Annotated in this window: 25 protein-coding genes and 2 tRNA genes; 7 read left to right on the forward strand and 20 right to left on the reverse strand. The window is 63.6% G+C overall.

Going from position 1 to position 24,890, the window contains the following annotated elements:
* Positions 1-23 precede the first annotated feature (23 nt).
* From B5D62_RS06845 to B5D62_RS06875, 7 genes are all read right to left on the reverse strand, one after another.
* The gene (locus B5D62_RS06845; protein WP_170920809.1) at positions 24-719 is read right to left on the reverse strand and encodes a PepSY-associated TM helix domain-containing protein; all 696 of its coding nucleotides are present in this window, start codon (positions 717-719) and stop codon (positions 24-26) included.
* Entirely contained in the window at positions 716-1,402 is a 687-nt protein-coding gene (locus B5D62_RS06850; RefSeq protein ID WP_085933018.1) for a Fe2+-dependent dioxygenase, read from the reverse strand. Before B5D62_RS06850 ends, B5D62_RS06845 begins: the two co-directional genes overlap by 4 nt.
* A gap of 16 nt (positions 1,403-1,418) precedes the next feature.
* A complete protein-coding gene (locus B5D62_RS06855) occupies positions 1,419-3,677 on the reverse strand; it encodes a TonB-dependent receptor (protein ID WP_218190962.1) in 2,259 nt (752 codons plus the stop codon).
* A 105-nt stretch (positions 3,678-3,782) separates the two neighbouring features.
* The gene (locus tag B5D62_RS06860) at positions 3,783-4,790 is read right to left on the reverse strand and encodes a hypothetical protein (RefSeq protein ID WP_085933019.1); all 1,008 of its coding nucleotides are present in this window, start codon (positions 4,788-4,790) and stop codon (positions 3,783-3,785) included.
* A 21-nt stretch (positions 4,791-4,811) separates the two neighbouring features.
* Positions 4,812-4,888, reverse strand: a tRNA-Arg gene (locus B5D62_RS06865).
* Between the two features lie 60 nt (positions 4,889-4,948).
* Positions 4,949-5,251 carry an ETC complex I subunit gene (locus tag B5D62_RS06870; RefSeq protein ID WP_085933020.1) on the reverse strand — a complete coding sequence of 101 codons (303 nt, stop codon included), beginning with the start codon at positions 5,249-5,251 and terminating at the stop codon, positions 4,949-4,951.
* 36 nt (positions 5,252-5,287) lie between these two features.
* Positions 5,288-5,364 (reverse strand) — tRNA-Pro (locus tag B5D62_RS06875).
* Positions 5,365-5,442: 78 nt separating this feature from the next.
* Here B5D62_RS06875 and B5D62_RS06880 point away from each other — a divergent pair.
* A complete protein-coding gene (locus B5D62_RS06880; protein ID WP_170920810.1) occupies positions 5,443-5,850 on the forward strand; it encodes a DUF2237 family protein in 408 nt (135 codons plus the stop codon).
* Here B5D62_RS06880 and B5D62_RS06885 read toward each other — a convergent pair.
* Positions 5,837-6,202: a hypothetical protein gene (locus B5D62_RS06885; protein WP_085933022.1), complete on the reverse strand. Its 366-nt coding sequence runs from the start codon at positions 6,200-6,202 to the stop codon at positions 5,837-5,839. The genes B5D62_RS06880 and B5D62_RS06885 overlap by 14 nt on opposite strands.
* Positions 6,203-6,403: 201 nt before the next feature.
* Positions 6,404-8,071 carry a formate--tetrahydrofolate ligase gene (locus B5D62_RS06890; protein ID WP_085933023.1) on the reverse strand — a complete coding sequence of 556 codons (1,668 nt, stop codon included), beginning with the start codon at positions 8,069-8,071 and terminating at the stop codon, positions 6,404-6,406.
* A gap of 64 nt (positions 8,072-8,135) precedes the next feature.
* Here B5D62_RS06890 and B5D62_RS06895 point away from each other — a divergent pair, with 64 nt between their 5' ends.
* Positions 8,136-8,795: an O-methyltransferase gene (locus tag B5D62_RS06895; RefSeq protein ID WP_085933024.1), complete on the forward strand. Its 660-nt coding sequence runs from the start codon at positions 8,136-8,138 to the stop codon at positions 8,793-8,795.
* A gap of 7 nt (positions 8,796-8,802) precedes the next feature.
* Positions 8,803-9,279, forward strand: coding sequence for a thiol-disulfide oxidoreductase DCC family protein (locus tag B5D62_RS06900; RefSeq protein ID WP_085933025.1), 477 nt, complete (start codon positions 8,803-8,805; stop codon positions 9,277-9,279).
* 6 nt (positions 9,280-9,285) lie between these two features.
* Here B5D62_RS06900 and B5D62_RS06905 read toward each other — a convergent pair whose 3' ends face one another.
* Together B5D62_RS06905 and B5D62_RS06910 are read right to left on the reverse strand one after the other, a co-directional pair.
* Entirely contained in the window at positions 9,286-9,777 is a 492-nt protein-coding gene (locus B5D62_RS06905; RefSeq protein ID WP_085933026.1) for a DUF192 domain-containing protein, read from the reverse strand.
* Between the two features lie 32 nt (positions 9,778-9,809).
* Positions 9,810-10,328 carry a cold-shock protein gene (locus B5D62_RS06910; protein WP_085933027.1) on the reverse strand — a complete coding sequence of 173 codons (519 nt, stop codon included), beginning with the start codon at positions 10,326-10,328 and terminating at the stop codon, positions 9,810-9,812.
* A gap of 119 nt (positions 10,329-10,447) precedes the next feature.
* On the opposite strand from B5D62_RS06910, the gene B5D62_RS06915 reads away from it, so the two are divergent.
* The gene (locus B5D62_RS06915) at positions 10,448-11,326 is read left to right on the forward strand and encodes an SDR family oxidoreductase (protein ID WP_085933028.1); all 879 of its coding nucleotides are present in this window, start codon (positions 10,448-10,450) and stop codon (positions 11,324-11,326) included.
* Between the two features lie 249 nt (positions 11,327-11,575).
* Entirely contained in the window at positions 11,576-12,112 is a 537-nt protein-coding gene (locus B5D62_RS06920; protein WP_139373743.1) for a protease complex subunit PrcB family protein, read from the forward strand.
* A gap of 22 nt (positions 12,113-12,134) precedes the next feature.
* Here B5D62_RS06920 and B5D62_RS06925 read toward each other — a convergent pair whose 3' ends face one another.
* Positions 12,135-13,931 carry an IlvD/Edd family dehydratase gene (locus B5D62_RS06925; protein WP_085933030.1) on the reverse strand — a complete coding sequence of 599 codons (1,797 nt, stop codon included), beginning with the start codon at positions 13,929-13,931 and terminating at the stop codon, positions 12,135-12,137.
* A gap of 96 nt (positions 13,932-14,027) precedes the next feature.
* Between B5D62_RS06925 and B5D62_RS06930 the strand changes: the two genes are divergently transcribed.
* Positions 14,028-14,957: a sugar kinase gene (locus B5D62_RS06930; RefSeq protein WP_336470151.1), complete on the forward strand. Its 930-nt coding sequence runs from the start codon at positions 14,028-14,030 to the stop codon at positions 14,955-14,957.
* 30 nt (positions 14,958-14,987) lie between these two features.
* Here the strand turns inward: B5D62_RS06930 and B5D62_RS06935 are convergent, their stop codons facing one another.
* Entirely contained in the window at positions 14,988-15,626 is a 639-nt protein-coding gene (locus B5D62_RS06935; protein ID WP_139373744.1) for a TetR/AcrR family transcriptional regulator, read from the reverse strand.
* 76 nt (positions 15,627-15,702) lie between these two features.
* Between B5D62_RS06935 and B5D62_RS06940 the strand changes: the two genes are divergently transcribed.
* A complete protein-coding gene (locus tag B5D62_RS06940) occupies positions 15,703-18,879 on the forward strand; it encodes a bifunctional cytochrome P450/NADPH--P450 reductase (protein WP_085933032.1) in 3,177 nt (1,058 codons plus the stop codon).
* A 37-nt stretch (positions 18,880-18,916) separates the two neighbouring features.
* On the opposite strand, the gene eda is transcribed toward B5D62_RS06940, so the two are convergent.
* From eda to B5D62_RS06975, 7 genes are read right to left on the reverse strand one after another with little or no spacing between them, the layout of a single operon-like run.
* Positions 18,917-19,537 carry a bifunctional 4-hydroxy-2-oxoglutarate aldolase/2-dehydro-3-deoxy-phosphogluconate aldolase gene (eda, locus tag B5D62_RS06945; protein ID WP_231714730.1) on the reverse strand — a complete coding sequence of 207 codons (621 nt, stop codon included), beginning with the start codon at positions 19,535-19,537 and terminating at the stop codon, positions 18,917-18,919.
* A 2-nt stretch (positions 19,538-19,539) separates the two neighbouring features.
* Positions 19,540-20,274: an SDR family oxidoreductase gene (locus tag B5D62_RS06950; RefSeq protein ID WP_085933034.1), complete on the reverse strand. Its 735-nt coding sequence runs from the start codon at positions 20,272-20,274 to the stop codon at positions 19,540-19,542.
* A gap of 13 nt (positions 20,275-20,287) precedes the next feature.
* Complete coding sequence (locus B5D62_RS06955; protein ID WP_085933035.1) at positions 20,288-21,286, reverse strand: TAXI family TRAP transporter solute-binding subunit; 999 nt, start codon at positions 21,284-21,286, stop codon at positions 20,288-20,290.
* A gap of 16 nt (positions 21,287-21,302) precedes the next feature.
* Positions 21,303-22,049 (reverse strand): SIR2 family NAD-dependent protein deacylase, encoded by a 747-nt coding sequence (locus tag B5D62_RS06960; RefSeq protein ID WP_085933036.1) that lies wholly within the window; start codon positions 22,047-22,049, stop codon positions 21,303-21,305.
* Between the two features lie 4 nt (positions 22,050-22,053).
* Positions 22,054-22,884, reverse strand: a complete 831-nt coding sequence (locus B5D62_RS06965) for a hypothetical protein (RefSeq protein WP_085933037.1) — start codon at positions 22,882-22,884, stop codon at positions 22,054-22,056.
* A gap of 4 nt (positions 22,885-22,888) precedes the next feature.
* A complete protein-coding gene (locus B5D62_RS06970; protein WP_085933559.1) occupies positions 22,889-23,680 on the reverse strand; it encodes an enoyl-CoA hydratase in 792 nt (263 codons plus the stop codon).
* Positions 23,681-23,693: 13 nt separating this feature from the next.
* On the reverse strand, positions 23,694-24,872 hold the full coding sequence (locus B5D62_RS06975) for a CaiB/BaiF CoA transferase family protein (RefSeq protein WP_085933038.1): 1,179 nt from the start codon (positions 24,870-24,872) through the stop codon (positions 23,694-23,696).
* Between the last annotated feature and the right edge of the window lie 18 nt (positions 24,873-24,890).

Consider the following 24,890-nt stretch of genomic DNA (forward strand, 5'->3'; position numbering starts at 1 on the left):
TGTATGGTGGTCATCGGACTCGGTCAGACGTGGAGCGGCCACAGGGCCACCCCGACGGTAACAACCACAGACACCCCGAAAATGGCAATGCCGAGATGACGGCGACGATTTGTCTCCCACCACAGGATCACACCGCTCAGCGACAGGAAAATCAGGCTGCCGGCGAGCGTATCGACCAGAAGGATCCAGGGAATCGGCATTGCCACGCCTTTGTGGAGGTTGGTCAGGGTGGCGATGAAGCCGTTCTCCATCGTCCGCACGTTGACCGACTTGTTTCCGACCCAGTACTCGACCTGCACGAGATGGTTGGGGCCGCCCAGCGCAAAGCTCCAGCGCTCCGGCTGCATCAACGGTGCGCCATCGCCGTCCCTGTCGCCCTTCTTCCCGCTCCACGGGACCGGACGCGCTTTCTCGATGCGAATGTTCTTGGCGGCAGCATCCATCTTCAGCCGCTCGGCAAGCCACTCGACCAGGGCATCGACATTTTCAGGCGTGGCGACCGGCAGCTGGATCTGCGCGTTGGAGACCTTCTGCGCCGGCAAGTCCAGCTTCAGCACCGCGCGGTGGTTCAGCCAGACACCGCTCAAGCCGAATACCAGTCCGAGCAGAGCGCCCCACAGCCCGAACCAGCCGTGCGTGCGTCGCACCCAACGCACGAACACGGCGCGACGATTGGTCCTGCGCATACCCGGAACCGCCGCCGAAACCTGCACCGTCACGTCTCGCTCCATTCGCGCACAAGGTTGTGATAGCAGCCGATCAGTGTCCGGCGTGCCGCTTCGTCCGCTCCGGTCTGGTTGAGACGCTGGATCGCGCCATCCATCTCGTAGAGTGTTGTGCGTCGGCTATCGTCCCGGATCAGACTCTGGGTCCAGAAGAAGCACGAGACGCGCGTTCCGCGGCTGATGGGCGCGACCTGGTGAAGGCTCGTCGCCGGATAGACGACCATGTCGCCGGCGGCCAGCTTCACGCTGTGCCGGCCATAAGTATCCTCGATCTGCAGCTCGCCGCCGTCGTAATCGTCGGGATTGGTCAGGAACAGCGTGGTCGAGACGTCGGTCCTGATCTTGCGGCCGTTGTGGGGATGAAGGCGCACGCTGCCATCGACATGGGCCCCGAACTTCATCCCGACACCGTACCGGTTGAACATCGGCGGATAGATGACGTTCGGAAGCACCGCGCTGATGAACAGCGGATTGCGCTCCAGCGCCGAGACGACGATCCGCTGGCAGGCCAGCGCGACTTCCGATTGTTCGTCGATCTGCTCGTTGAACTTGACTGGAGCCCCCTGATAGCCGGCGGTCACGCGTCCATCCACCCAGGCAGCGTCGGCCCTGTCGAGACGTTCCCGCAGGCTGACGAGCTGCGCGGCGTCCAGGACGTTTTGAATGCAGACAAGCATCGATGTTCGTCCGCACTTACAGATGAACGTTGAACGTCAGCATCGCCGTCAGGCCGGAGCCCGGGACGGCACGGCCGCCGTCGGACGCGATCACCTGATCGTAGTAGAGCACGTTGCCGATATTGAAGACGTTCAGTCGGACGTCGTACTTCTCCAGCTTGTAGGCTGCGGTCGCATCCCAGCGCACGAAGCCGGGCACGGTGACGGTGTTGGTGTTGTTGGCATATCGCTGCCCGATATAGGTAGGACCACCGCCGATCTCGTACTTCTTGGCGAAGGTGTAGGTGGACCACAGCGTTGCCGAGTCGCGCGGCGTGTTCAGGGGAACGTTGCCGGCGGTGCCTGAGCCGATGCCGTTGATGATGCGGCCATCAAGGTAGGTGTAGCCACCGAACACCTGCCAGTCTTCCGTGATGCGGCCGGCCACGCCGATCCGGGCTCCCTTGACGCGGATGTTGCCGGTTGCCGAATAGGTGCCGTCACCGTTCGGCGACCGTGCATTGTATTGCGTGATCTGGAACAGCGCGCCAGTCAGCGACAGGTTCTTCTTCAGAAGGTCATACTTGGCGCCAACTTCGAAAGCCTCGTTCGTAGTGGGCGGAAGGATCGAGGAACCGGTGGTCGATGTCAGCTGTTCGAGCGACGGGTTGAACGAGGTGCTGTAGGAGAAATAGTAGCTCTGTTCAGGGGTCGGCTCGATGATCGGACCGGTTCTGACGCTCGTAAATGTCACCGTCTGCTGCTGATAGGGAACGGTGGTGTTGCCGGCCGTATTCGCACTGTTGACGGAGTTGCCGATCTGCGCGGTGTAGATGTCCTGGCGCACGCCGCCGACCAGCTTGAACCATGGCAGCAACTGTATGTTGTCGTTGCCGTAGATTCCGACCCAGTTGGCCTGGGAGGTCGCGAGATTGGTGGCCACTTCCGGCAGATATGAATTGCCGCCCGACGGATAAAGCAGCGACGTACAGCCGGTATAGCTGGCCGTGAATGTCGTGCTGCCGCAGGTTCCGGTTCTGGTGTAGTTCTGGTTCCGGTAGCTCTCGTAGCCGATTTCCATGCCAGCGAGGAAATCGTGTTTGACCGGCCCGGTATCGAACTTCGCCTGGAACTCGGTCTGATTGTCGATCGTGAGATCGATGATATTGCGATCGTGGCTCTGTTGCCGGACCCACAGATTCTGCGCCGCGCCCGGATAATAGGTGACCTGAGTGAACACCCCCGCCGAGTTGATCGTGCCGATGGCGTTCGGCGCCGTCTCGACCACGTAGGTCGAGACATAATTGACCTGCGTCTGGTTGCGGATCCTCACGTCCTTGTTGAACTTGTGCTCGACCGTCGCCCCCACCATGGCGATGTTCGAGTCGGTGTAGTCGCTGGAATAGCCGTAGGCGTTGTTCGGACTGACGTTGGCCGGCCAGCCGTTCAGCGGCGGCACGCCGTAATCGACGTGATCGTGGTTCCGCTGCAACAGGGAATACAGGGTCACTTCGGTCGGCGTGCCGATGCCGAACTTGTAGGAAGGTGCAAAGCCGAAATCGAGGACTTCGGTCTGGTTCCGGGTGCTCGTCTTGCCGACCTGGAACATGAAGGGCACGCGCACCGCCGCATCCTCGCCGACCGGCAGGTTGATGTCGGCCGTGCTGCGGACGAGGCCGTTCGACGTGACGGACTGGCTCAGATCCGTGAACTTGCGCATCGACGGCTTCTTGAGCACCTGATTGATGACACCGCCGGTCGAGCCGCGACCGAACAGCATCGACGCCGGCCCCATCAGGATCTCGATCTGTTCGAGGTCGAAGGTGTCGCGGTAGTACTGCGCGGGATCGCGCATGCCGTCCAGGTACAGGTCCGTGCGGGCCGAGAAGCCGTTCAGGTTGAAGTTGTTGCCAATGCTTCCGCCCTCCGCGGCACCGATGGTGACGCCGGGCACGTTCTTGATCGCGCTCTGCAGCGAAGTGGCGCCCTGCGATTGCATCAGCGCCTTGTTGATGATGACGATCGACTGCGGGATGTCCTGGACGTTGTCGCCTACTCGGCCGAGGGAAACCGGTGGCGGCGTGAAGTCCTGACTGGGCCGCGGCGCCACCACCGTGACGGGGCTCATGGTCGCTGCCGGCGCGTTATTGGGGTCGGCCGGCTTGTTGTCGGCATTGGGGGGCGGTGGCGGATTGCCAGGCGCCGGTGTCTGTTGAGCGCTTGCCTCCTGAGGAAGAGCAACAGGTGCAACCAGGAGGCCGACAAGGGCGGTTTTGGCGGAAATGTGACGCTTCACTCTTGACCCCGAAAAAGAAGTTCCAATGGACGCAATTGCGTCTCACTCTCATCCCAATACTATGAGTGAGAATGATTCGCATCTTCTTTTTCACAATTTATGAGATCAAGCTGCTCTGCGAATGATTCGAACGGCCCACGCGAGGCAAACGGCCCCGGCCGCCATCAACAGCAGGCCAATGCCAAGGACGACCTTGCCTTGCCAGCCGGGTCCCTGAACGTCATCAACGATGATGGGGCGCGCATCGATGCCCTCTCCTTCGGACCGAATGCGCGTCTGGCGCGTCGTCAGCTGGCCGTTTTCGGTGATCTTGTTCCAGAAGGCGTCACTGACCGTCACCGGCCCAAAATGATGGACCCCGCCCCTCGCATCCTTCCAGGAGAGCTGCACGACATGCTTCCCCGCTCCCGGGCCAGAGGACAACGTTGTCGCGTTGGTTATTTCGGCAACTATCTCATTGCCCGCTTCCGGCGTCTGACCGGCCTCGTCCACGACAGCCCATGCCTGGATCGTGAGAACTGCCCCGACAAGAAGAGCGGCGAGGCCCGGCAACACCAGGCGCGTCGGGAATTCCGCTGTCTTTCCTGCAGCGGAAGCGCCTCCCGCCATTGTTCGGCGCGTCTGCGCAAGCCAAACCGTCATCGCCCCGAATGCCAGCCACGACGCAAAGGCCACGTAGATCGAGCCCCGCAACCAGTCCTGCAGGGAAGAGAATCGAGCACGGGCATCGCCTTCGATCACCGGAACGGCGAGCTCGTCGTCGAGAACCTTCGCCGGCAGGATCGCGAGCTTGACCTCGTTGCCGGAAACGATCGTCCCGGCAAAAGCCTCGGTTATGGGAACGTTGCGGTATTCGTGGCTCTTGCCGTCCTTCCCGTCCCATTTGAGATTGACCGACAGGCTCTGCTCGACGAAGCGCGGTCTCCAGCCCTCGATGGCGATCGGCGATAGCCGTTGATACTGCGCACCGGTCACCTGGACGACGGCACGGTATCCGTCGGTGAGGACCCGGCGCATATTCTGCGCATTCTGCCAGCTGCCGAGAGCCGCGATCGACGCAAAAATGGCGATGAGCAGGAATAGATTGCGGAGCCTGGCCGCTCGCATCTTCATGCCATTGCTCCCTGTAATGAATGGCGACCCCGGCGTGACTCGAACACGCAACATCCTGCTTAGAAGGCAGGTGCTCTATCCAGTTGAGCTACGGGGTCGTGCGATCAGAATACACGAGACAGCCCCTATAGGCCCCGGCCGACGGAACCCGTGCAGGCTCAGTGCGTCCAACGGCCGACGCGGGTGTAGGCAAAATTATCGGCATAGGCCTTGGGTCGAACCTGGCGCGCGTTCGGCTGTTCCACCGTATACTGCCAGCCGTTGCGCTCCGCGTGCGCCTTTGCCTCTTCCAGGGTCGGAAACCAGAGCTGAATCTGCTGCATGGTGTCTCGGGAGCCTGTCCACCCCATCAGCAGGTCCATCTGCTTGGGGGATGGCTCGCTCTCCAGCAGCCATTCCTTCGTGTTCGCCAATCCCGACTGCATGGCCGACTTGGCCGGCTTCAAAATGCGAACCTTCATGGACTCCGTTCTCCTGGCCATTTACCTGCAGCAGGGTGGTCGGGGCGGCCGGATTCGAACCGACGACCTTCTGCGCCCAAGGCAGACGCGCTACCAGACTGCGCTACGCCCCGCCGCAAGCATTTGACGGGCGTTATCTACCAGTGGTCAGCCCGGCTCGAAAGCCCAATTTCCGGATGGTAGAGTGCGTCATGTTCGATCAAACACCCGAAGATGGCGGGCATGGACGGGCCCCCTCCCTCAATGTCCTGGGTGGGCCCCTGACGCCCTGCTCGGCCGCTCCACTGACCGGCTTCTACCGCGACGGCTGCTGCAACACGGGCCGCGAGGATGCCGGCGTGCACACCGTTTGCGCGGTCATGACGGCGGAATTTCTGGCCTTCTCCAAGGCGCGGGGAAACGATCTCAGCACGCCTCTTCCGGAATACGGCTTCGCCGGTCTCCGGCCCGGAGACCGGTGGTGTCTGTGCGCCATGCGCTGGAAGGAGGCGTTCGACGCGGGCCACGCGCCGCAAGTCGTCCTCGAGGCGACCCACGCGGTGACATTGCAAATCGTCTCCCTCGACGACCTGAAGAAATACGCCGTCACGCCTCGATGAACTGATAGCCTGTCCGGATACGGCCGTCCCCGCCCAGGACGAGGAAGTCGAAGCCGACCGAAATCACCTCGCCGCCGGAGGCTGGCAGCATTTCCCAGCGCAGCTTGACGGTATCGTGGTGGCCGTCCACGCCGTCCCGGAGGCGGAAGACATTGCCCTTTTCCCGCACCCACTTCTCGTAGGTGTTGGCCACGCGGCTCTCGATCCCGGCATGACCCACCGCCTCGATGGTGCGGGCGACATGGCGCGCATCGTCTTGCCACAAGGCGAGAACGGCCTGCCGACGGATATGGGCGTCGGGCTCGTTCCAGATAGTGATATAGCGGCGCACGAAGGCATCGATGTCGTGCATGGCACTTCTCCCAAACGTTGTGCGCGGAGACGTGCGGCTATCGAGGCCCCTTGGCGATGACGTCCAAGATAATTGCGGCCGGATATCTGGGACGGCCGGGACACCGGGGACAGGCGGGACAACAGGCCTGAAACCCAGGCAGCATCGACATCAAGGCCGTCCCCGCCCGGTGGGACGCACGGGGACAGCCAGCGCCAATGCCTAAAATATTCCGTCGACTTCCCCGTCGGCGGTCAGCCCGATGCGCTCGGCCGCCGGTACCCGTGGCAGGCCGGGCATGCTGAGGATCTCGCCGGCCATCGCCACCACGAAGCCGGCGCCGGCCGATAGCCGAACCTCACGGATCGGCAGGGTATGTCCCGTGGGAGCGCCACGCATCGATGGGTCCGCCGCGAAGCTGTACTGCGTCTTGGCGATGCAGACGGGCAGGCTTCCATGCCCCGCCGCTTCCAGGGCCTTGAGCCGCCGCTTCGCGGGTTCGGCGAAGGCAACGTTGCCGGCACGATAGATTTCCTTGGCGATCGTCTCGATCTTCGCCGTGAGCGGCAGATCGTCGGCATAGATCGGCTTGAAATGAGACTGCCCCTTGTCGAGCGTCTCGACCACTGCCTTGGCGAGCGCTTCGGCTCCCGCCCCGCCCTTGGCCCAGTGCTCGCAAAGGTAGGCCTTCGCACCGGCGGCTGTGCACTTGTCCTCGATCGCCTTCAGTTCGGCTTCGCTATCAGTCTGGAACCTGTTGATGGCCACGAGCACCGGCAGCCCGTACTTGCCGAGATTCTCGACATGGCGCAGGAGGTTCGGCAGGCCGCGGAGCAGCGCGGCGACGTCTTCCTTGTCGAGCGTCTTGTCGTCCGCGCCGCCGTGCAGTTTCAGTGCCCGAACGGTCGCGACCACGACGGCGAGTCCAGGCGTCAAGCCGGCCTGACGACACTTGATGTCCAGAAACTTCTCCGCGCCGAGATCGGCGCCGAATCCCGCCTCGGTGACGACATAGTCCGCCAGCGCCAGAGCCGTGCGCGTGGCGATCACGGAGTTGCAGCCATGGGCGATATTGGCGAACGGCCCGCCATGGATCAGGACCGGATTGTTCTCCAGCGTCTGGACGAGGTTCGGCTTGATCGCGTCCTTGAGCACCGCGGCCATGGCCGACGCCGCCTTGAGATCGCCGGCGGTAACCGCCGTGCCGTCGCGGGTCTCGGCCACGACGATGCGGGCCAGGCGCTTTTCGAGATCGTCGAGATCGCGTGCCAGGCACAGGATCGCCATCACTTCCGAAGCGGTGGTGATGTCGAAGCGACCCTGGCGTGGAAAACCATTGGCGACGCCGCCTAGGCTCACCACCGTGTCGCGCAGGGCGCGATCGTTCATGTCCAGCACGCGAGGCCAGAAGACGCGCCGGCTGTCGATGCCCAGCGCATTGCCCCAGTAGATGTGATTGTCCAACATGGCGGCGAGCAGATTGTGCGCCGTCGTTATCGCGTGGAAGTCACCGGTGAAGTGCAGGTTGATGTCGGCCATCGGCACGACCTGGGCCTTGCCACCGCCGGTCGCGCCGCCCTTTTGCCCGAAGCACGGACCGAGGCTGGGCTCGCGCAAGGCGATCGCCGTTTTCTTTCCCAGCCGATTGAGCGCATCGCCCAGGCCGATGGTCGTGGTGGTCTTGCCCTCCCCGGCCTTGGTCGGATTGATGGCGGTGACGAGGATGAGCTTGCCGGGCTTTCGGCCACCGAGGGACTTGATGAAGTCGGCATCGAGCTTGGCCTTGTCGCGACCATAAGGTTCGAGAGCATCTTCCGGTATGTCCAGCCGCTGCGCGACTTGTGCGATTGGCTTCTTGATTGCCTGGCGTGCGATCTCGATATCCGACATTCCGCTCCTCGTGTTCGGGGGACGACCCTAGCGACACCTGCTCGACCAGCCAACAGGAGACGCAATGAAGACCTGGACAAATGTCGATGGAGCGCTGGCCACTTACATCGACCGGAATTGGCTGCGCGAAAGCCCCTTGAAGCAGCGCCTACGCCAGGAGACAGCGCGAATGCCAGGGGCTGGCATGCAAATTTCCGCCCATCAGGGCCAGCAGATCGGATTGCTGGCGCGTGCCATCGGGGCACGGCGGGCCGTCGAGGTCGGAACCTTCACGGGCTATTCCTCGATCTGCATCGCCGAGGCCCTGCCGGCCGACGGCAAGCTTTGGTGTTGCGACGTGAGCGAAGACTGGACCGCGATCGCCCGTCGATACTGGGCCGAAGCCGGCGTTGAGGATCGCATCGCCCTTACGATCGCGCCGGCCCTGCGGACTCTGGACGGCCTCCTGTCCCAAGGCCTTGCCGGGCGGCTCGACCTCGCCTTCATCGATGCCAACAAGAGCGACTATGATGCCTACTACGAGCGCTGCCTCGAACTGGTGCGGCCGGGCGGCATTATCCTGATCGACAATGTGCTTTGGGGCGGTTCCGTCGCCGATCCCGCAGACAAGGATGCCGATACGCAAGCGATCCGCGCCCTCAATGCGAAACTTCGAGCGGACAATCGGATCGACCTTGCACTCACCGTCGTCGGTGACGGGATGACGTGCGCACTGAAACGCTGACCATCGCATGCGACCGGCTACTTCCGCAGATCTCGCCAGCAAGGCCTACAGCTATAGGGACGACCCGAACGTCCCATCGTTTCCGGACGATCGTCCCCTGTTCGTCTTCGATGGGAAATGCGTCCTCTGCTCGGGCTTCGTCCAGTTCATCATGCGCCATGATCGTCGAGGGCAATTCCGCTTCGCCGCGGCCCAAAGTCCGCTCGGCACGGCTCTCTACGCGCATTACGGGTTGGCGACGAGAGATTACGAGACCAACCTGCTGATCGAGAACGGGCTGGCCCACACGAACTCCGAGAGTTCGCTGCGCGTGTTCGAACGGCTGGGCCTGCCGTGGTCATTGATGGCGGTCGGCCGCCTTCTGCCCGTCTGGCTCCTCGATCGGCTGTATGCGATCGTGGCCCGAAATCGGCTGCGCTGGTTTGGCAGCCGCGATGCCTGTTATCTGCCGACACCGTCGGAGGCCGAGCGGTTCCTGAACTGACCGGCCTCAGCTAACATTGTGGAAAATCGGGTGCCTGACCTTGTCGCCCGGCTTGATGCCGAGCAGCCGGGCACTGCCGCCATTGATCTCAAGGACAGCACGCACGGGATACTCGCTGGGAATGGCATCGGTCGACAATGGAACGGCGTTGGCGTGGATGTGCTTGATCGTGCCATCGCCGGCGATGAACACCATGTCGAGCGGGATCAGGGTGTTCTTCATCCAGAAGCTCACCGCCTGCTCCGTGTAGAAGTCGAACAGCATCCCTTCGTAGGGTCCGAGCTGTTTCCGGAACATCAGGCCGTGCTCGCGCTGGGCCTCCGTGAGAGCCAGCTCGACGTCGAATTTTATGTCACGCGCGCCGGTGACGATCACCAGCGACGAACGATCGTATTTGATCTCGCTGTCCTGGCCGCGGGCCGCAGAGGCTGCCAGGACAAGAGGAACACCCAGAATGAAGCGCCGGCCGAGCCGGTGCGAACCGAACTGAAACGCCATGGCGCCTTAGTGCGCGCCAATGCCCGCTTCGGTCAAGACGCCCTGATCTCGATCACCTGCAATCCCTTCTGCCCCTCGGCGATCCGCACCATCACCTTCTGACCGGGTGCCAGCGAATCCATGCCATGGCGACGCAGGACCGCAGCGTGGACGAAGATATCCCCGTCCTCGGCCTCGCGCGTGACGAAGCCGTAGCCGCGCTCGTTGTTGTACCACTTGACCAGAGCGGTGATGTAATCGCCGATGGCCACGCCCTCCGGCACCGGAGGAGGTTTCGGCGTCACGGGGGCCGCCGTCGACGAATCGACGTCGAGCACCTTCATGACCTGCCAGCCTTTCGGGCCACGCACGCCGGCGCAAACTACCGTCGCCCCGGGCTTTAGGTCTTCATGCCCAGACTGACGCAGTGTCGTCACATGCAGGAACGCGTCGCTATTGTCGCCTTCGAGGGCCAGGAAACCATAACCCTTGACGGCGTTGAACCACTTTACTCGACCACGCAGCTCAACCGTACCGACGTCCCCGCCTAGTTCTCCCTGATGGGTCGTCATTCAACGATCCCGTGTTGTTATGACGAAATCCTAGCAGCCCGGGCGAACCGTGCAACAATCCTTGTGGACTTCCCGCTACCCAAGTTAGAGGACAGAGCGAATGAAACGGGGAGTGGACGATGTTCAGGTCAGACCTATTCCAAGGGAAGCGGTTCCTGGTGACCGGAGGCGGTACCGGCCTGGGACGGATCATGATGGAGCGCTTTGTCGAGCTCGGCGCCGATTGCGTGATCTGTGGCCGGCGCGGGACCGTTCTCGAGCAGACCGCCAAGGAGGTCATGGCACGGCATCCGGGGCGCCGCGTCGAAACCCACGTCGTCGATATCCGGGTGGCAGCCGCGGTCGAGGAGATGGTCGATCGGATCTGGTCGATCGGGCCGCTGGACGGGCTGGTCAACAATGCCGCCGGCAACTTCATTGCCCAGACCAAGGACCTCAGCCCCCGCGCCTTTGACGCAATTGCGAACATCGTGCTGCACGGCACCTTCTATACGACCAACGCGTGCGGCAAACGCTGGATTGCCGACAAGCGCAGCGCGAGCGTCATCAGCATCCTGACGACATGGGTCCGTACCGGCAGCCCGTTCGTCGTGCCGTCGGCCATGTCCAAGGCGGGCGTCGCCGTCATGACCCAGAGCCTAGCCGTCGAATGGGGACGCTACGGCATCCGGCTGAATGCCATTGCTCCTGGCCCCTTCCCGACGGAAGGCGCCTGGGCGCGGCTCAATCCTCTCAAGGAAGAGGACGACACCCGGTACAAGGCTCGCAATCCCATGGGGCGCGTCGGACGTCCCGATGAACTCGCCAACATGGCGGCCTTCCTGATGAGCGACGAGGTTGCCTATATCAACGGCGAGATCATCGCCATCGATGGTGGCATGGGCATCATGGGCAACGGCACCTTCTCGAACATGATGGCCTATGGCGAAGACGACTGGCGCCGCATCCGCGAACAGATTCAGTCGACCAATGCAGCTGACAAGGCCAATCGGAGTTAGCCTGGCTCATTGCGGCGAATTTGGAACAAACGATATGAACTGTGGCTTTTCGGCATCAGTTCTGCGGAATCGGGCCAACGTCCCAACTAGACTGCTCGGTCACGCCTCAATTGAGCCAAACTGTGATGGTGGATTGAGCATCCAGTTGGTCGCCAAGGTTCGAGACGAGCCCCACTCGTGTATTCCAGTGCCAAGTCGTTCCCGCAAATCTTTCGGCGCTCCGTGACGCGCCGGCCGAGCCGTCTTGGCATGTTGATGGTCGCGATGCTCGTGACCTTCGCCACGGCCGCGTCGGCGCAGACGGTCCGTCAGTGGTCGGGCACCACTGCCATGACCCGCCAGCCCGAGCAGGTGCTCGCCTCCACCATGGCCGAATGGCGAAGCCTGTGGAGCCGGGTTGGAATGGCGGCCCCTGACATGTTCGAACCAGGCCGGATGAGTGCCGTTGGCATATTCCTCGGATTGCGCTCCGGTCCGGGCTATTCCGTGAATATTCTTTCAGCCAGTCGCCGTCGCGACCGCATCATGGTCGTGTTCGAGGAGCGGGCACCGGACGAAGTGATGATGGCAGAGCGCATGCCGGCGCCGCCGCCTCCCTCGCCGCGGCCGGTAGCGACCGGTCCTGCTTTTGCCGCCGGCGGCGCGAGCGCCTTCGCGCCGGGAAGCAGTTTGACCACGCCTGTCGTTCCGCCCCGGCCGTCCGGTCCGCCGACCTCGCCTTGGGCCATCGTGCTGATTAACCGTGTCGACCTGCCGATAACGGTCGAACAGCGGCTGTTCCGCTAGCTGTCGCCTCGCCGACCGGCACTCAATGCGAGTGCCGGGGGATTCCCTTCGTCTCCGCGACGCGCTGAAAGTCGACCGCGAAGTCGAGGCACGCGCCAGTCGCCAGCTGACCGACGAACTTGCGCTGGAGTTCCTGCCAGGGCGTCTGGCTTTCCTTGATATCCGGCTTCCAGGCAGCCCGCCGCTTCTCGAGTTCGGCGTCGCCGATCATGATGTTCGCGGTGCGCTTGCCGATGTCGACGCGGACCCGGTCGCCGGTCTTGAGCAAGGCAAGACCGCCGCCCACGGCCGCTTCCGGTGACGCGTTCAGGATCGACGGGCTGGCTGATGTCCCGCTCTGCCGGCCATCGCCGACACACGGCAGCAGGAGCACCCCGCCCTTCACCAGCCGATCCGGCGGCAGCATGTTCACCACTTCGGCCGCACCCGGATAGCCAACCGGCCCGGTATTGCGGATGAACAGGATGCTGTTCTCGTCGATCGGCAGCTTCGGATCGTTGATTCGGTGATGGTAGTCTTCCGGCCCCTCGAAGACGATCGCGGTGCCCTCGAAGGCGTCCTTGTCGCCAGGCCGCTCGAGATATTTCTTGCGGAACTCCGGCGAGATCACGGAGGTCTTCATGATTGCCGAGTCGAACAAATTGCCTGACAGGACAGCAAAGCCTGCCTGATTGAGCATCGGCTTGTCGTAGGCCTTGATGACGTCGCCGTCGGCCGGCGCGGCATTCTTCACATTCTCCGCCATCGTCTTGCCGGTGACCGTAAGCGCATCACCGTGAATCTTCTTGTGGCGCAGCAACTCGGCCATCACCGACGGAACGCCGCCGGCGCGGTGAAACGCCTCGCCGAGATACTTCCCGGCCGGCATGCAGTTCACCAGCAGCGGGATGTCGTAGCCGATGTGGTCCCAGTCCTGATTGTCGAGCTTGACGCCGATGTGCCGTGCGATGGCATTGACGTGCGGCGGGCAGTTCGTCGAAGCACCGAGCGCGCTGGCGGCGACGATGGCGTTCTCGAATGCCTTGCGCGTGAGGATGTCCGACGGCTTCAGGTCTTCCCACACCATGTCGACGATGCGCTTGCCGGTTTCGTAAGCGATCTGTCCGCGCTCGCGATAGGGTCCGGGGATGGCGGCGCAGCCCGGTAGAGACATGCCGAGCGCTTCGGCCATGCTGTTCATCGACAGCGCCGTCCCCATGGTGTTGCAATGCCCGACGCTCGGCGCGCTCGAGGCCACCCACTCCAGGAACTTCTGCAGATCGATGCGCCCGGCCGCCAGTTCCTGGCGGGCATACCAGACGATCGTGCCCGAGCCGGCGAGGCCGCCGGCAAAATGGCCATCCAGCATCGGACCGCCTGACAGCACGATCGCAGGAATATTCACCGTCGCCGCGCCCATGATCATCGCCGGCGTGGTCTTGTCGCATCCCGTGGTGAGAACGACGCCGTCGAAGAAATAGCCGTAGAGGCATTCGACCAGGCCCAGATAGGCAAGATTGCGATCGAGCGCCGCGGTCGGCCGCTTGCCGGTTTCCTGGATGGGATGCACCGGAAATTCGATCGGTATCCCGCCGGCATCGCGGATACCGTCCCGCACCCGCTCGGCCAGTTGGATATGATGGCGGTTGCAGGGAGAAAGATCGCTGCCGGTCTGGGCGATGCCGATGATCGGACGGCCGCTATGCAGTTCGGCCAGCGTCAGACCGAAATTCATGTACCGCTCGAGATAGAGCGCAGCCATCGTCGGATCGCCCGGCGCATCGAACCATTCGCGGCTGCGCAGGCGACGTTTGCCATTGCCCTTCTTGTCAGCGGCCATCGCATTCCTCCAATTCGTTTGCGCCAGCCTGCGAGATGGCGCCGGGGAAGTCCAGCGCTTCGCTTGAGCCAAGCGTCGCGGCGTGAGAAATGGGAAATGATGACCGTCTCTCCCGATATCGTCTGCATTGGCGAACCGCTGATCGAATTCAACCGGCCGCGCGATGGCGACGGCCGGACGTGGCTACAGGGGTTCGGTGGCGATTCGCAGAACGTGGCGATTGCTGCAGCGCGGCAGGGCGCTTCCGCCGGCTATCTCACCAGCCTTGGCCAGGACTGGATGGGCGATGCCTTTCTTGAGCTCTGGAAAGCCGAGGGCGTCGACGCCTCGCACGTGACCCGGCATCCGACCGCGCCGACCGGTGTGAGCTTCGTCACGCACACGGATGCGGGCCACAAGTTCGACTATCTGCGCAAGAACTCGGCGGCGTCGTTGATGCAGCCCGGCGACATGCCCAAAGACTATGTCACGGGCGCGAAATACCTCCATGTCTCGGCCATCGGCCAGGCAATCAGCATCAGTGCGCGCGAGGCGATCGCTGCGGCGATGGACATGGCGCAGGCTGCCGGCGTGAAGGTCTCCTACGACACCAACCTGCGTCTGCGCCTCTGGGATCTCGATCAGGCGCGCGAGGTGATCCACGCCACCTGCGCCCGCTGCAACGTGCTGCTTCCCAGCCTGGACGATTCGCAGCTCCTCACCGGTCTGCGGGATGCCGAGGCGATCGCGGACTTCTATCTGAAGCTCGGGGCGCCGCTTGTCGCCCTGAAGATGTCGAGTGAGGGTTGCCTCATCGTGACCGCGAACCAGCGCATCCACCTGCCCGGCCATCGGGTCACGCCGGTCGATGCCACGGGCGCCGGCGATACGTTCGACGGGGCATTTCTCGCGCGCTTGCTGGCCGGAGACGATCTCGAAGCCGCCGGTCGCTACGCCAATGTCGCCGCCGCGCTCTCGACCACCGGATACGGCGCCGTCACGCCAATCCCGCATCGGAAGGATGTGCTGGCCGTCCTGGGTGCCTGATCGAGGCGGGTTCTCGGATGCCTACCCGGGTTAGACGCCCGATGCCATGATCGTGGCGGCGACTCGCGCGATCCGCCGTGACATTGCCTTCGCGCTCTCTGCCTCGCCTTCCGCCTGGAGCCAGTGGATGACGAGCCACGTCATGCCGCCGGCAACAACGGTCGTGATGTCGGTCTTCGATGCACCACGCCGTTGCGCCGCTCGCTCGAGCACCTCCGGAAGAAGTCGTGCCGAGACGAATGCGACGAGCTTCTCGAAGAAGGCCGCGCTGACCGCTTCCTCCAGGACATGGCGGTAGAATGTCCGATGGGCGTGAAGATGGTCGAGCACCGGTCTGGCGTGGCGCTCGACACGTTCCTCGATCTCCTGGGGTGAAAGCCCGACACGATCCTCCGCCGGATCCGGCAAAGGAAAAGCCGTTGCCAGCCTCGCAAGGGCCGCCTGCTGGGCCGCCGCCGGAACGTCCGCGAAATGCTGGTAAAAGGTCGGCCGTGTGACCGCCGCCTTTTCGACGACCAGCGTGATGGAAATCTCGTGCAGCGGCCGACGGTCGACAAGCTGGGTCACTGCCTCGATCAGCGTTTCGAGGCTGCGCTGGAAGCGTGGGTCGGCGGACTTGTCCTTCGTGCTCGCGCCGGAACGCGACCTCTTTACATTCGCAGTCGTCATCATTATTTTACATTTGTAAATTACACAGCGAGAGCCCGGCGGTCAAGCTCGGGCGGCACATCCGAGGTATTGCTCCATGGCGGCTAACGTCTCCATCCCCCAGCCTCCTGTGAAACCGATCATCGGCAACCTGGCCGAGGTCGACGGCGCCTGCCCTGTCCAGAGCTTCATGCGACTGGCTCGGACATACGGCCCGTTCTTCAAGCTCCGAATCCTGGACCGCGAGGTCTACTTCGCAAGCTCCCAGGAGCTGGTCAACGAACTGTGCGACGAAAGCCGCTTCGGCAAGCGCGTACACAAGTCGCTCACCGAGATCCGCAGCTTCGCCGGAGACGGCCTCTTTACGGCGCATAGCGACGAGCCGAACTGGGCCAAGGCGCACCGCATCCTGATGCCGGCGTTCGGCCCCATCGGCATCCGCGGCATGTTCGACAAGATGCTCGATATCGCCGAGCAGATGTTCCTGCGTTGGGAACGATTCGGCCCCAATGCCGTGATCGATGTCGCCGATAACATGACCCGGCTCACGCTCGACACGATCGCCCTGTGCGCGTTCGATTACCGCTTCAACAGTTTCTACCAGGACGAGATGCATCCGTTCGTGGGCGCCATGGTCGGCGCCCTCCTCGAGGCGGGACAGCGCAGCCGGCGGCCGAAACTCGTCACCAGCCTGATGCTGTCCAAGGCCCGCGAGTTCCAGACCAATGTCGAACTCATGCAGTCTGTCGCCCGGCAACTGATCGCCGAGCGACGTCGGGATCCGAATGGACTGGAGAAGACCGACCTCCTGAACCTGATGCTGAACGGCGTCGACCCCGTCACCGGAGAGAAGCTGAGCGACGAGAACATCGGCTATCAGATGATCACGTTCCTGATCGCCGGCCACGAGACGACCAGCGGCCTGCTCTCCTTCGCCACCTATCTCCTGCTCAAGAATCCGGAGGTTCTTCACAAAGCGCGCACCATCGTCGACGAGGTGCTGGGCAACGAGACGCCGCGCATCGAGCATCTGGCGCAGTTGCGCTACATCGAACAAATCCTGATGGAGAGCCTGCGGATCTGGCCGACGGCCGCCATATTCGCTGTCAAGCCGCTCGAGGACACGATCCTCGCCGGCAAATATCCGCTGACGACGAGAGACACGGTCATGATCCTGGAGCCCATGCTCCATCGTGACCCCAAGGTGTGGGGTGAGGATGCGGAGGCCTTTCGGCCGGAACGGTTCGCTCTGGAGAACGCGGAGAAATTGCCGCCGAACGCGTGGAAGCCTTTCGGCAACGGTGCGCGCGCCTGTATCGGCCGGCCCTTCGCCATGCAGGAAGCCCAACTCGTCCTTTCGATGATGCTGCAGCGGTTCGAGTTCGTGTTGGACGATCCGGCCTATACGCTCAAGGTGCACGAGACCCTCACCATCAAGCCCGAGAATCTGCGCATCCGGGCACGGGCACGTCGTTCATCCGGGTCGTTCGCGCGAAGCGTGGCCCTGACCCGGCCCGCGAAACCGCTGACGCCTCCTTCCACGGCCAGGCCCGCGGCCAACCTCGATACCAGCAGGCTGCTCGTGCTCTTCGGCAGCAACACGGGCTCGGCAGAGGCCTTCGCCAATCGCATCGCTAGCGAGGCACCGTCCTTCGGCTTTGCACCAACCGTTGCCGCCATGGACGACGTCGCCGGCAACCTTCCCCGCGATGCAGCCGTCATCGTGGTGACGGCGTCCTATGAAGGCCAGCCTCCGGACAACGCCCGCCAATTCATCTCCTATGTCGAAGGATTGCCTCAAGGCGCCCTCGACCGGGCGCGCTTCGCGGTGTTCGGATGCGGTAATCGGCAATGGGCCCGGACCTATCAGGCGATCCCCAAGCGTGTCGATGCAGCGCTGGCGAAGGCGGGAGCGACGCGGATCGCGGAACGCGGTGAAGCCGATTCCGGCGGCGACTTCTTCGGCGCTTTCGACGAATGGTCGGCCGAGTTCTGGCCCCGCATGGCCAAGGCATTCGGCAAGGAAGCCTCTACGGCCGAGGGTTCCACCGGCATCCAGGTCGAGTTCGTGAAGGCCGGCCGCGAGAGCGCCTTGCGCCTTGGCGATCTGCAGCAAGGCATCGTCGTCGAGAACCGCGAACTCGTGGACATGACCGGCCCCACAGCGCGGTCGAAGCGGCATATCGAACTCGCCCTGCCCGACGGCATGACCTACCGGGCGGGTGACTATCTCACCGTGCTGGCGCGCAATCCCGACGAGGTGGTTCACCGCGTGCTGCGCCGGTTCGGCCTCGTTTCCGATACACTCGTCATCCTGAGCCGGACTTCCGCCAGCACCGGCCTGCCAACCGGCCACCCCGTCAGCTGCGGCGAGCTGCTGTCGAACTATGTCGAACTGTCCCAGCCGGCGACGCGGGCCCAGGTCGCGCTTCTCGCCGCGTCCACACGCTGCCCGCCGGAAAGGGCCGAACTGGAGGCGATGGCAGCCGACTACGACAAGCGCGTCCTCGAGAACCGCTGCAGCGTGATCGACCTGCTCGACCGCTTTCATGCCTGCGAACTGAGCTTCGGTCCGTATCTCGACATGCTGCCGCCGATGCGTGCGCGGCAGTATTCGATCTCCTCTTCGCCGCTCTGGCGGCCGGACCATGCGACGCTGACGGTCGCCGTCGTGGAGGCGCCCGCTCTTTCAGGCATCGGCCAGTACAAGGGCGTGGCCTCGTCGTATCTGGCGCATCTGCGCCCAGGCGACCGCGTCCCTATTGCCGTCCGTCCCTCCAATGCCCGGTTCCATCCGCCGGCCGACCCCAAGGTCCCGATGATCATGATCTGCGCCGGATCGGGCATCGCTCCGTTCCGCGGGTTCCTGCAGGATCGCGGGGCGCAGAAAGCCGGCGGTCAGGAGGTCGGGCCAGCGCTGCTCTTCTTCGGCACCAACCACCCGGACGTCGACTACCTCTATCGCGATGAGCTAGCGCAATGGGAGCGCGATGGGATCGTCACGACCCTGCCCGCGTTCTCCGACCGGCCGGACGGCGAGGTCTTGTTCGTGCAGCACCGGGTGTGGGCAGAGCGTCGGCGCATCGCAGACCTTTTCCGGCAAGGCGCAACGGTGTTCGTCTGCGGCGACGGACGGAATATGGCTCCCGCTGTCCGCGCCACCCTCATCAAGATCTATTGCGAGGCCACGAACGCCAGCGACTCAGAAGCTCAACAATGGGCCGATGTCGTCGAACGCGAACACGGTCGCTACGTCGCGGATGTGTTTGCGTAGTGGCCAGGCCGCGAGCGCGATCGGGGGAGCCGGCGCGCTACTTGAGGGCGGCGGCGGCTGACGCCAGCCGTTCGATCGTCGACCAATCGCCGCTCGCGACCGCCTTTCCGGGGGCGACCCAGGACCCACCGACGCACGCGACATTCGGCAAGGCAAGATAGGCGGGCGCGGTCTCCGCGCTGACGCCACCGGTGGGACAGAAGCGCAGGCCGGCCAACGGCGCGCCGACCGCTTTCAGCCAGCCGATGCCACCCGCCTGCTCGGCGGGAAAGAACTTCAACAACCGGAACCCCTGCGTCGAGAGCGTCATCGCCTCGGATACGGTCTGGACACCCGGCAGGAACGGAAAGTCCGCCGCACGCACCGCCGTAGCCAGTTCCTTGCTGCAGCCGGGGCTGACTCCAAAGCGAGCCCCTGCCTCGCGGGCTTGACCGAGCTGATGCGGATTCAGGATCGTGCCGGCGCCCACGACCGCTTCAGGCACCTCGCGCGCGATCGCCGCCAGCGACTCGAGCGCCGTGTCGGTCCGCAGGGTGATCTCCAGAACCGGTAATCCACCGCGAACCAGCGCCCGCGCCAGAGGCACCGCCTGAGCCACCGTCTCGACGGTGAGAACTGGAACGACCGGCGCCCGCGCCACGATGGCGGCGATGTCCATCTCTACACGCTCCATCCGCCGTCGATCACGTTCACCGTTCCGGTCGTGAAGGCCGACTCGTCGCTGGCCAGATACACGGCCAGCGCCGCGATTTCCTCCGACGATCCGAACCGGCCGGTTGGTTGCCGCTGCATGAAGAACTGCTTGGCTTCCGCGCCGCCGCCGAGAGTGGCAATGCGTTCATCCAGCGATGGCGTCTGGACTGTTCCGGGGCAGATCGCATTGCAGCGGATACCCTTGCCGACATAGTCGACCGCCACGGACTTGGTCAGTCCGATCACCGCGGCCTTGGTCGTGCCATAGATGAATCGCAGCGCCGCACCCTTCACCGACGAGGCGGCAGACGACATGTTCACGATCGACCCGCTGCCCTTCTCCAACATGCCGGGCAGGAAAGCCTGAATGGTCCAGAACATGCTTCGCACATTGAGATTGAAGGCGAACTGCCACTGGTCGTCGGTTGCATCGAGCACCGTGCCGTGATGCACAAATCCGGCGCAGTTGAACAGAACGTCGACTGCGCCCGACTCCCTTGCCAAGGCATTGATCGCCTGCTTGTCCATGACGTCCAGCTTGCGTGTCCGGACACCGTTCACCTCGGAGAGAGGGCGCAGCTTCTCCGCATCGACATCGGTCGCCCACACGGACGCTCCTTCACGGGCGAAGGCCCGGGCCGTCGCGGCGCCGATCCCCTGTCCTGCCGCGGTCACGACACATGTCTTGCCCTTCAGTCGCATGCCGTCCCTCGCCTCATTTGATCAGCCCCTTCTCCTTGTAGAACCTTTCGGCCCCGGGATGGAGCGGAATGCCGACTCCCATCAAGGCGGATGGAAGCCGGATCTCGCGGCCTTTGGCCGGCCCCGAATCGAGCAGCCGTCGCGCCGCCGGATCCCAGAGCGCGGTGGTGATCTTGTAGATCAGGTCGTCAGGCTGGGCCTGCGTCGTGATCCAGAGCGCCTCGACGCCAATGGTCGCTACCTCCGGCACCCCCTGATAGATGCCGGCAGGAACGTTGTTGGCCACTAGATACACCGAGCTCCCGACCAGCTTCGCGGCCTCGGCCCCTGCTATGGGCACTAGCTCGATCCCCATGGTCGAGGCGAGATCGGCAATGACACTCTCGGGCCAACCGCTCACCCGGAAGAACGCATCGATCGATCGATCTCTGAACTTGTCGGCGGCACGCTGGAACGGAAGATATTCGGCCTGCAGATCCTTTTCGGACAGGCCATAGGCCGCCAGCACAAGGCGGGCATCCGGCAACGTGCCGGATCCGGCTTCGTCGAGAGACACCCGCTTGCCGCGCAGATCCCGAACCGAACGGATACCTGCACCCTTGTGGGCGACGAGATGAATGGTCTCCGTATAGAGGTTCGCGATGGCGCGAAGCGTCTCCACCTTGGACTGCCCTTTGAATATCCCGGTACCGGTATAAGACCAGTAGGCGACATCGGATTGTACGAATGCCGATTCGGCCTTGCCGGCGGCAAGAGCGGCGACATTGGCCACCGAGCCCGTCGATACTTCGGGCAGGCCCATGAGCCCTGCCACGCCACAAGGGCCGCCCTTGCGGCAGGGCTGGTCTCCCACCGGGCCGGAAATAGCGCTGGCAATCAGGCCGCCGATCGGGAAGTAGATGCCGCTGGTCGCGCCCGTCAGGATGCGGAAAAAGGCTGGGTCATCGGCTCTGGCAGCCCGTGTTCCGGCGGCGACAACAGCGCCAGCCAACACCGCCCTGCGTGTTATCATCTCAGCTCCAAGACACTCAGTTCACGCCGACAACGCGACTCATGACGGAGCCGATCTCCGAGTGGATCACGAGATCGGCGCTGTCGTCCTGGTCCGTGGGATCGCGATTGATGATGACCAGGCCCGCGCCGTTACGCTTGGCTGCCTGCGGAAAGGCGGCTGCCGGGTAGACGACGAGCGAACTGCCCAGGACGATGAACAGGTCGCACGCCATTGTCTCGTGCTGGGCTCGCGCCATTGCGATTTCGGGCATGGCCTGACCGAAGGAAATGGTCGCCGTCTTCACCAGACCATCGCACTTGCTGCAGATCGGCACCTGATCATGCTCCAGGAACGCCTTCTTGATCGGTTCCAGCTCGTAGCGTTGTCCGCAGTCGAGACAGGTCGCATAGGTTCCGTTGCCATGCAGCTCGATCACCCGGGACTCAGGAACGCCGGAGCGCTGATGCAGGCCATCTATATTCTGGGTGATTATGGCGCTCATGCGGCCCTGCTCCACCAGCTTCGCCAGGGCGCGATGGCCCGCATTGGGCTCCGCCTTCAGCATTACCTCGTCGGTGGCGAATTTGCGCCGCCAGGATTCTCGCCGCATCTCCTCGGAGGCGATGAAGTCGTCGAAGTAGATCGGCTGGTACTTCGTCCAGATGCCGCCGAGAGACCGGAAATCGGGAATGCCGGACTCCGTGGAGATGCCGGCGCCCGTGAAGGCCACGATGCGCCTGGCTGCAGCGATCATCTCGTGCAGTCGATCGACATCGCTCATCGTCCTACCGTCCCTCCGACCATGGCATCGAACCTTCGCCATTGTGCCTCGAAACGGCATTCCTGGCGATGCGGATCGCCCGGCAAATCGTCACCATCTTGCCAATCGCATGATCGACGAAGAGCGAGACGGCCGCTTCGATCTCGGCTCCCCGTGACCTTGGCGCCGTCGAGATGGCTCGCGCCAGCACCCTCGATCGCTCGTATGCCGCTCGCTTGTTGGCGGCGATGGCACGGAGGAGTGAGCCATCCTCCTCCGCGGGCCTCAGGGCCATCTCGAGGCGCACGAGAAAGGCCGGTGCATGAGCGAGGTGCCGATACATGCTGGCCAGGATGACCTGTTCCCGATCTCCGAAGCAGTTGAGGCGCAGGACCGTAGCCCAGGTGGCGGGCGAGACGTCTTCGGCGGAGGCGAGCTTAGGCAGCGTCACATCCGGCGCCGGCAGGCGCGGCCCCCGCTCCGGCACGCCCACCGCGGCCACATCGCCATGCAGGCAGGCCGTCAGCGCGCCGAGCGCGAGCAGGTTGATGGTGTTCGAGTGGTCGTAGCTCGCCAGCACCGCATCGACGCTCGCGGGCTCGTCACCCGCCAATGCGTCGAGCGTGGGCAGGACCATTTCCTCCCGGAAGCGGACAGCGGCGCGGTCGACCATTCCTTGAACATAGAGCGGCTTCACCGCCGACCACGCCGACGGCAGGGCACCTTCGATGGTGGCGAGATGACGCCATACCAGATTGACGACCCGGACGCCGACCGTCTCGCGGATGTCGGCGAAGAGTTCAGCCGTCGCGCCCGTCGCCGCCGTTTCGGCAACGGCGGGAAACAGATCTCTCACGCGGTCAGCGACCCTTGAAGACAGGCTTGCGCTTTTCCATGAAGGCGCGGCGGCCCTCGATATAGTCCTCCGACCCGAAACATTCTCCCACGAGATGGGCCACATGATGGAAGTCGGGCTTGCCGTCCAGGCGAGTCAGCTCCTCGACGGTGCGCTTGACCGCCAGCATGGTCAGTGGCGCGTTCTCGCCGATATGCCGGCAATAATCGTCGACATAGGCGTCGAGTTCCGCGTCCGGAACGACGCGGTTCACCAGCCCCATGGCCAAGGCTTCCTGGGCGCTGAACAGCCGGCCCGTATAGAATATCTCCTTGGTGAAGGAAGGGCCGACCACGTTCATCAGCGCCTGCACGCCGGCCGCCCAATAGCCCAGGCCGAGCTTGGCCGCGGGAACGGCAAAGCGGGCATTGTCGGAGGCGATCCGGATGTCGCAGGTGAGTGCGATGGCGACACCGCCCCCGACACAATAGCCGCGGATGCGGGCGATCGTCGGCTTGGAACATTTGACGAGGCGCGAGTTCGCGACCTCGCCGATCTTGTCGTAATGCGCGATCTGCTCCGGCGTCGCACGGGCCTTCTCGAACTCCGAGATGTCGGCGCCCGAGACGAAGGCCTTGTCGCCGGCGCCGGTGACGATGATCACCCGGATGGCCGGGTCCTGCTCGAAATCCTCGAGGATGACCGGGATGGCCTCCCACATGTCCGATGACGTCGCATTGTGCCGTTCCGGTTTATTGAAGATGATCCGACCGATCGAACCATCCTTTTCCGCGATCATCCGGGATGTGGGACTGATCATCTGGGCCTCCTCAGACCACGCCGCGTTTGCGGAAATCGGCGATCGCCGAAGCGTCGTAGCCGAATTCCTTGAGCACCTCCTCCGTATGCTCGCCCTGCTCAGGTGTGGCCGAGCGCATCTCGAAGGGGGTGCGGCTCATGTTGATGGCCTGGCCGATCACCTCGATGTCACCGAGCTTCGGCGACGTGACGGGATGCGCCATCTTCAGGTGCTTGACCTGCGGATCGGCGAACATCTCGTCCATCTTGTAGATCGGACCGGCCGGCACGCCGGCATCGTTCAGCAGCTTCACTAGCTCGGCGCTGCCGTATTTCTCGACCCGCTTGTTGATCTCCTCGTTCAACGCATCGCGGTTCTCGGCTCGGGACTTGTCGGTCGCGAAACGGGCCTCCGTGACGAGCTCGGGCGCCTTGATGGCCTCGCAGAAGCGCTTGTAGATGTGGCCTCCGGAGGCGGCGATGTTGATGTAGCCATCCTTGGTCTTGAAGACACCGGTAGGAATCGACGTCGGATGATTGTTGCCAGCCTGGCCCGGCACATCCTTGGCGATCGTCCACCGCGCCGCCTGGAAGTCGCACATCGAGATCATCGCCTGCAGCAGCGAGGTCGATATCCATTGTCCCTGGCCCGAGCTCTCCCGCTCCAGCAGGGCGATCAGGATGCCGATGGCGCAATGCAGGCCGGCGCCGACGTCAGCCACGGCGATGCCAGCCCGGACTGGTCCCTGGCCCGGCATGCCGGTGATCCACATCAATCCGCCCATGCCCTGCGCGATCTGGTCGAAGCCGGCCCGCTTGGCGTAGGGGCCGTCCTGGCCGAAACCCGAGATCGAGCCCAGGATGATGCGCGGATTGACCTTCTTCAGGCTCTCATAGTCGATGCCGAGGCGGAACTTCACGTCGGCGCGGTAGTTTTCCACCACCACATCCGCCTTCTCGACCAGCTTCATGAAGACGGCCTTACCGTCGGGCTCCTTGAGATTGAGGGTGATCGACCGCTTGTTGCGGTGCAGGTTCTGGAAATCGGGACCATGGCGCGGCCCGCCCATATCCATGTCGCCGGCGGCGGGTGGCATTTCGATCTTGATGCAATTGGCACCCCAGTCGGCCAGATAGCGCACCGCCGTCGGGCCGGCGCGGACGCGCGTCAGATCCAGCACGGTGAAACGGGCAAGCGGTCCTGCTGTCATTGTCCCAACTCTTGATGG

The organism is Enhydrobacter aerosaccus (assembly GCF_900167455.1).
Classification (GTDB): Bacteria; Pseudomonadota; Alphaproteobacteria; order Reyranellales; family Reyranellaceae; genus Reyranella; species Reyranella aerosaccus.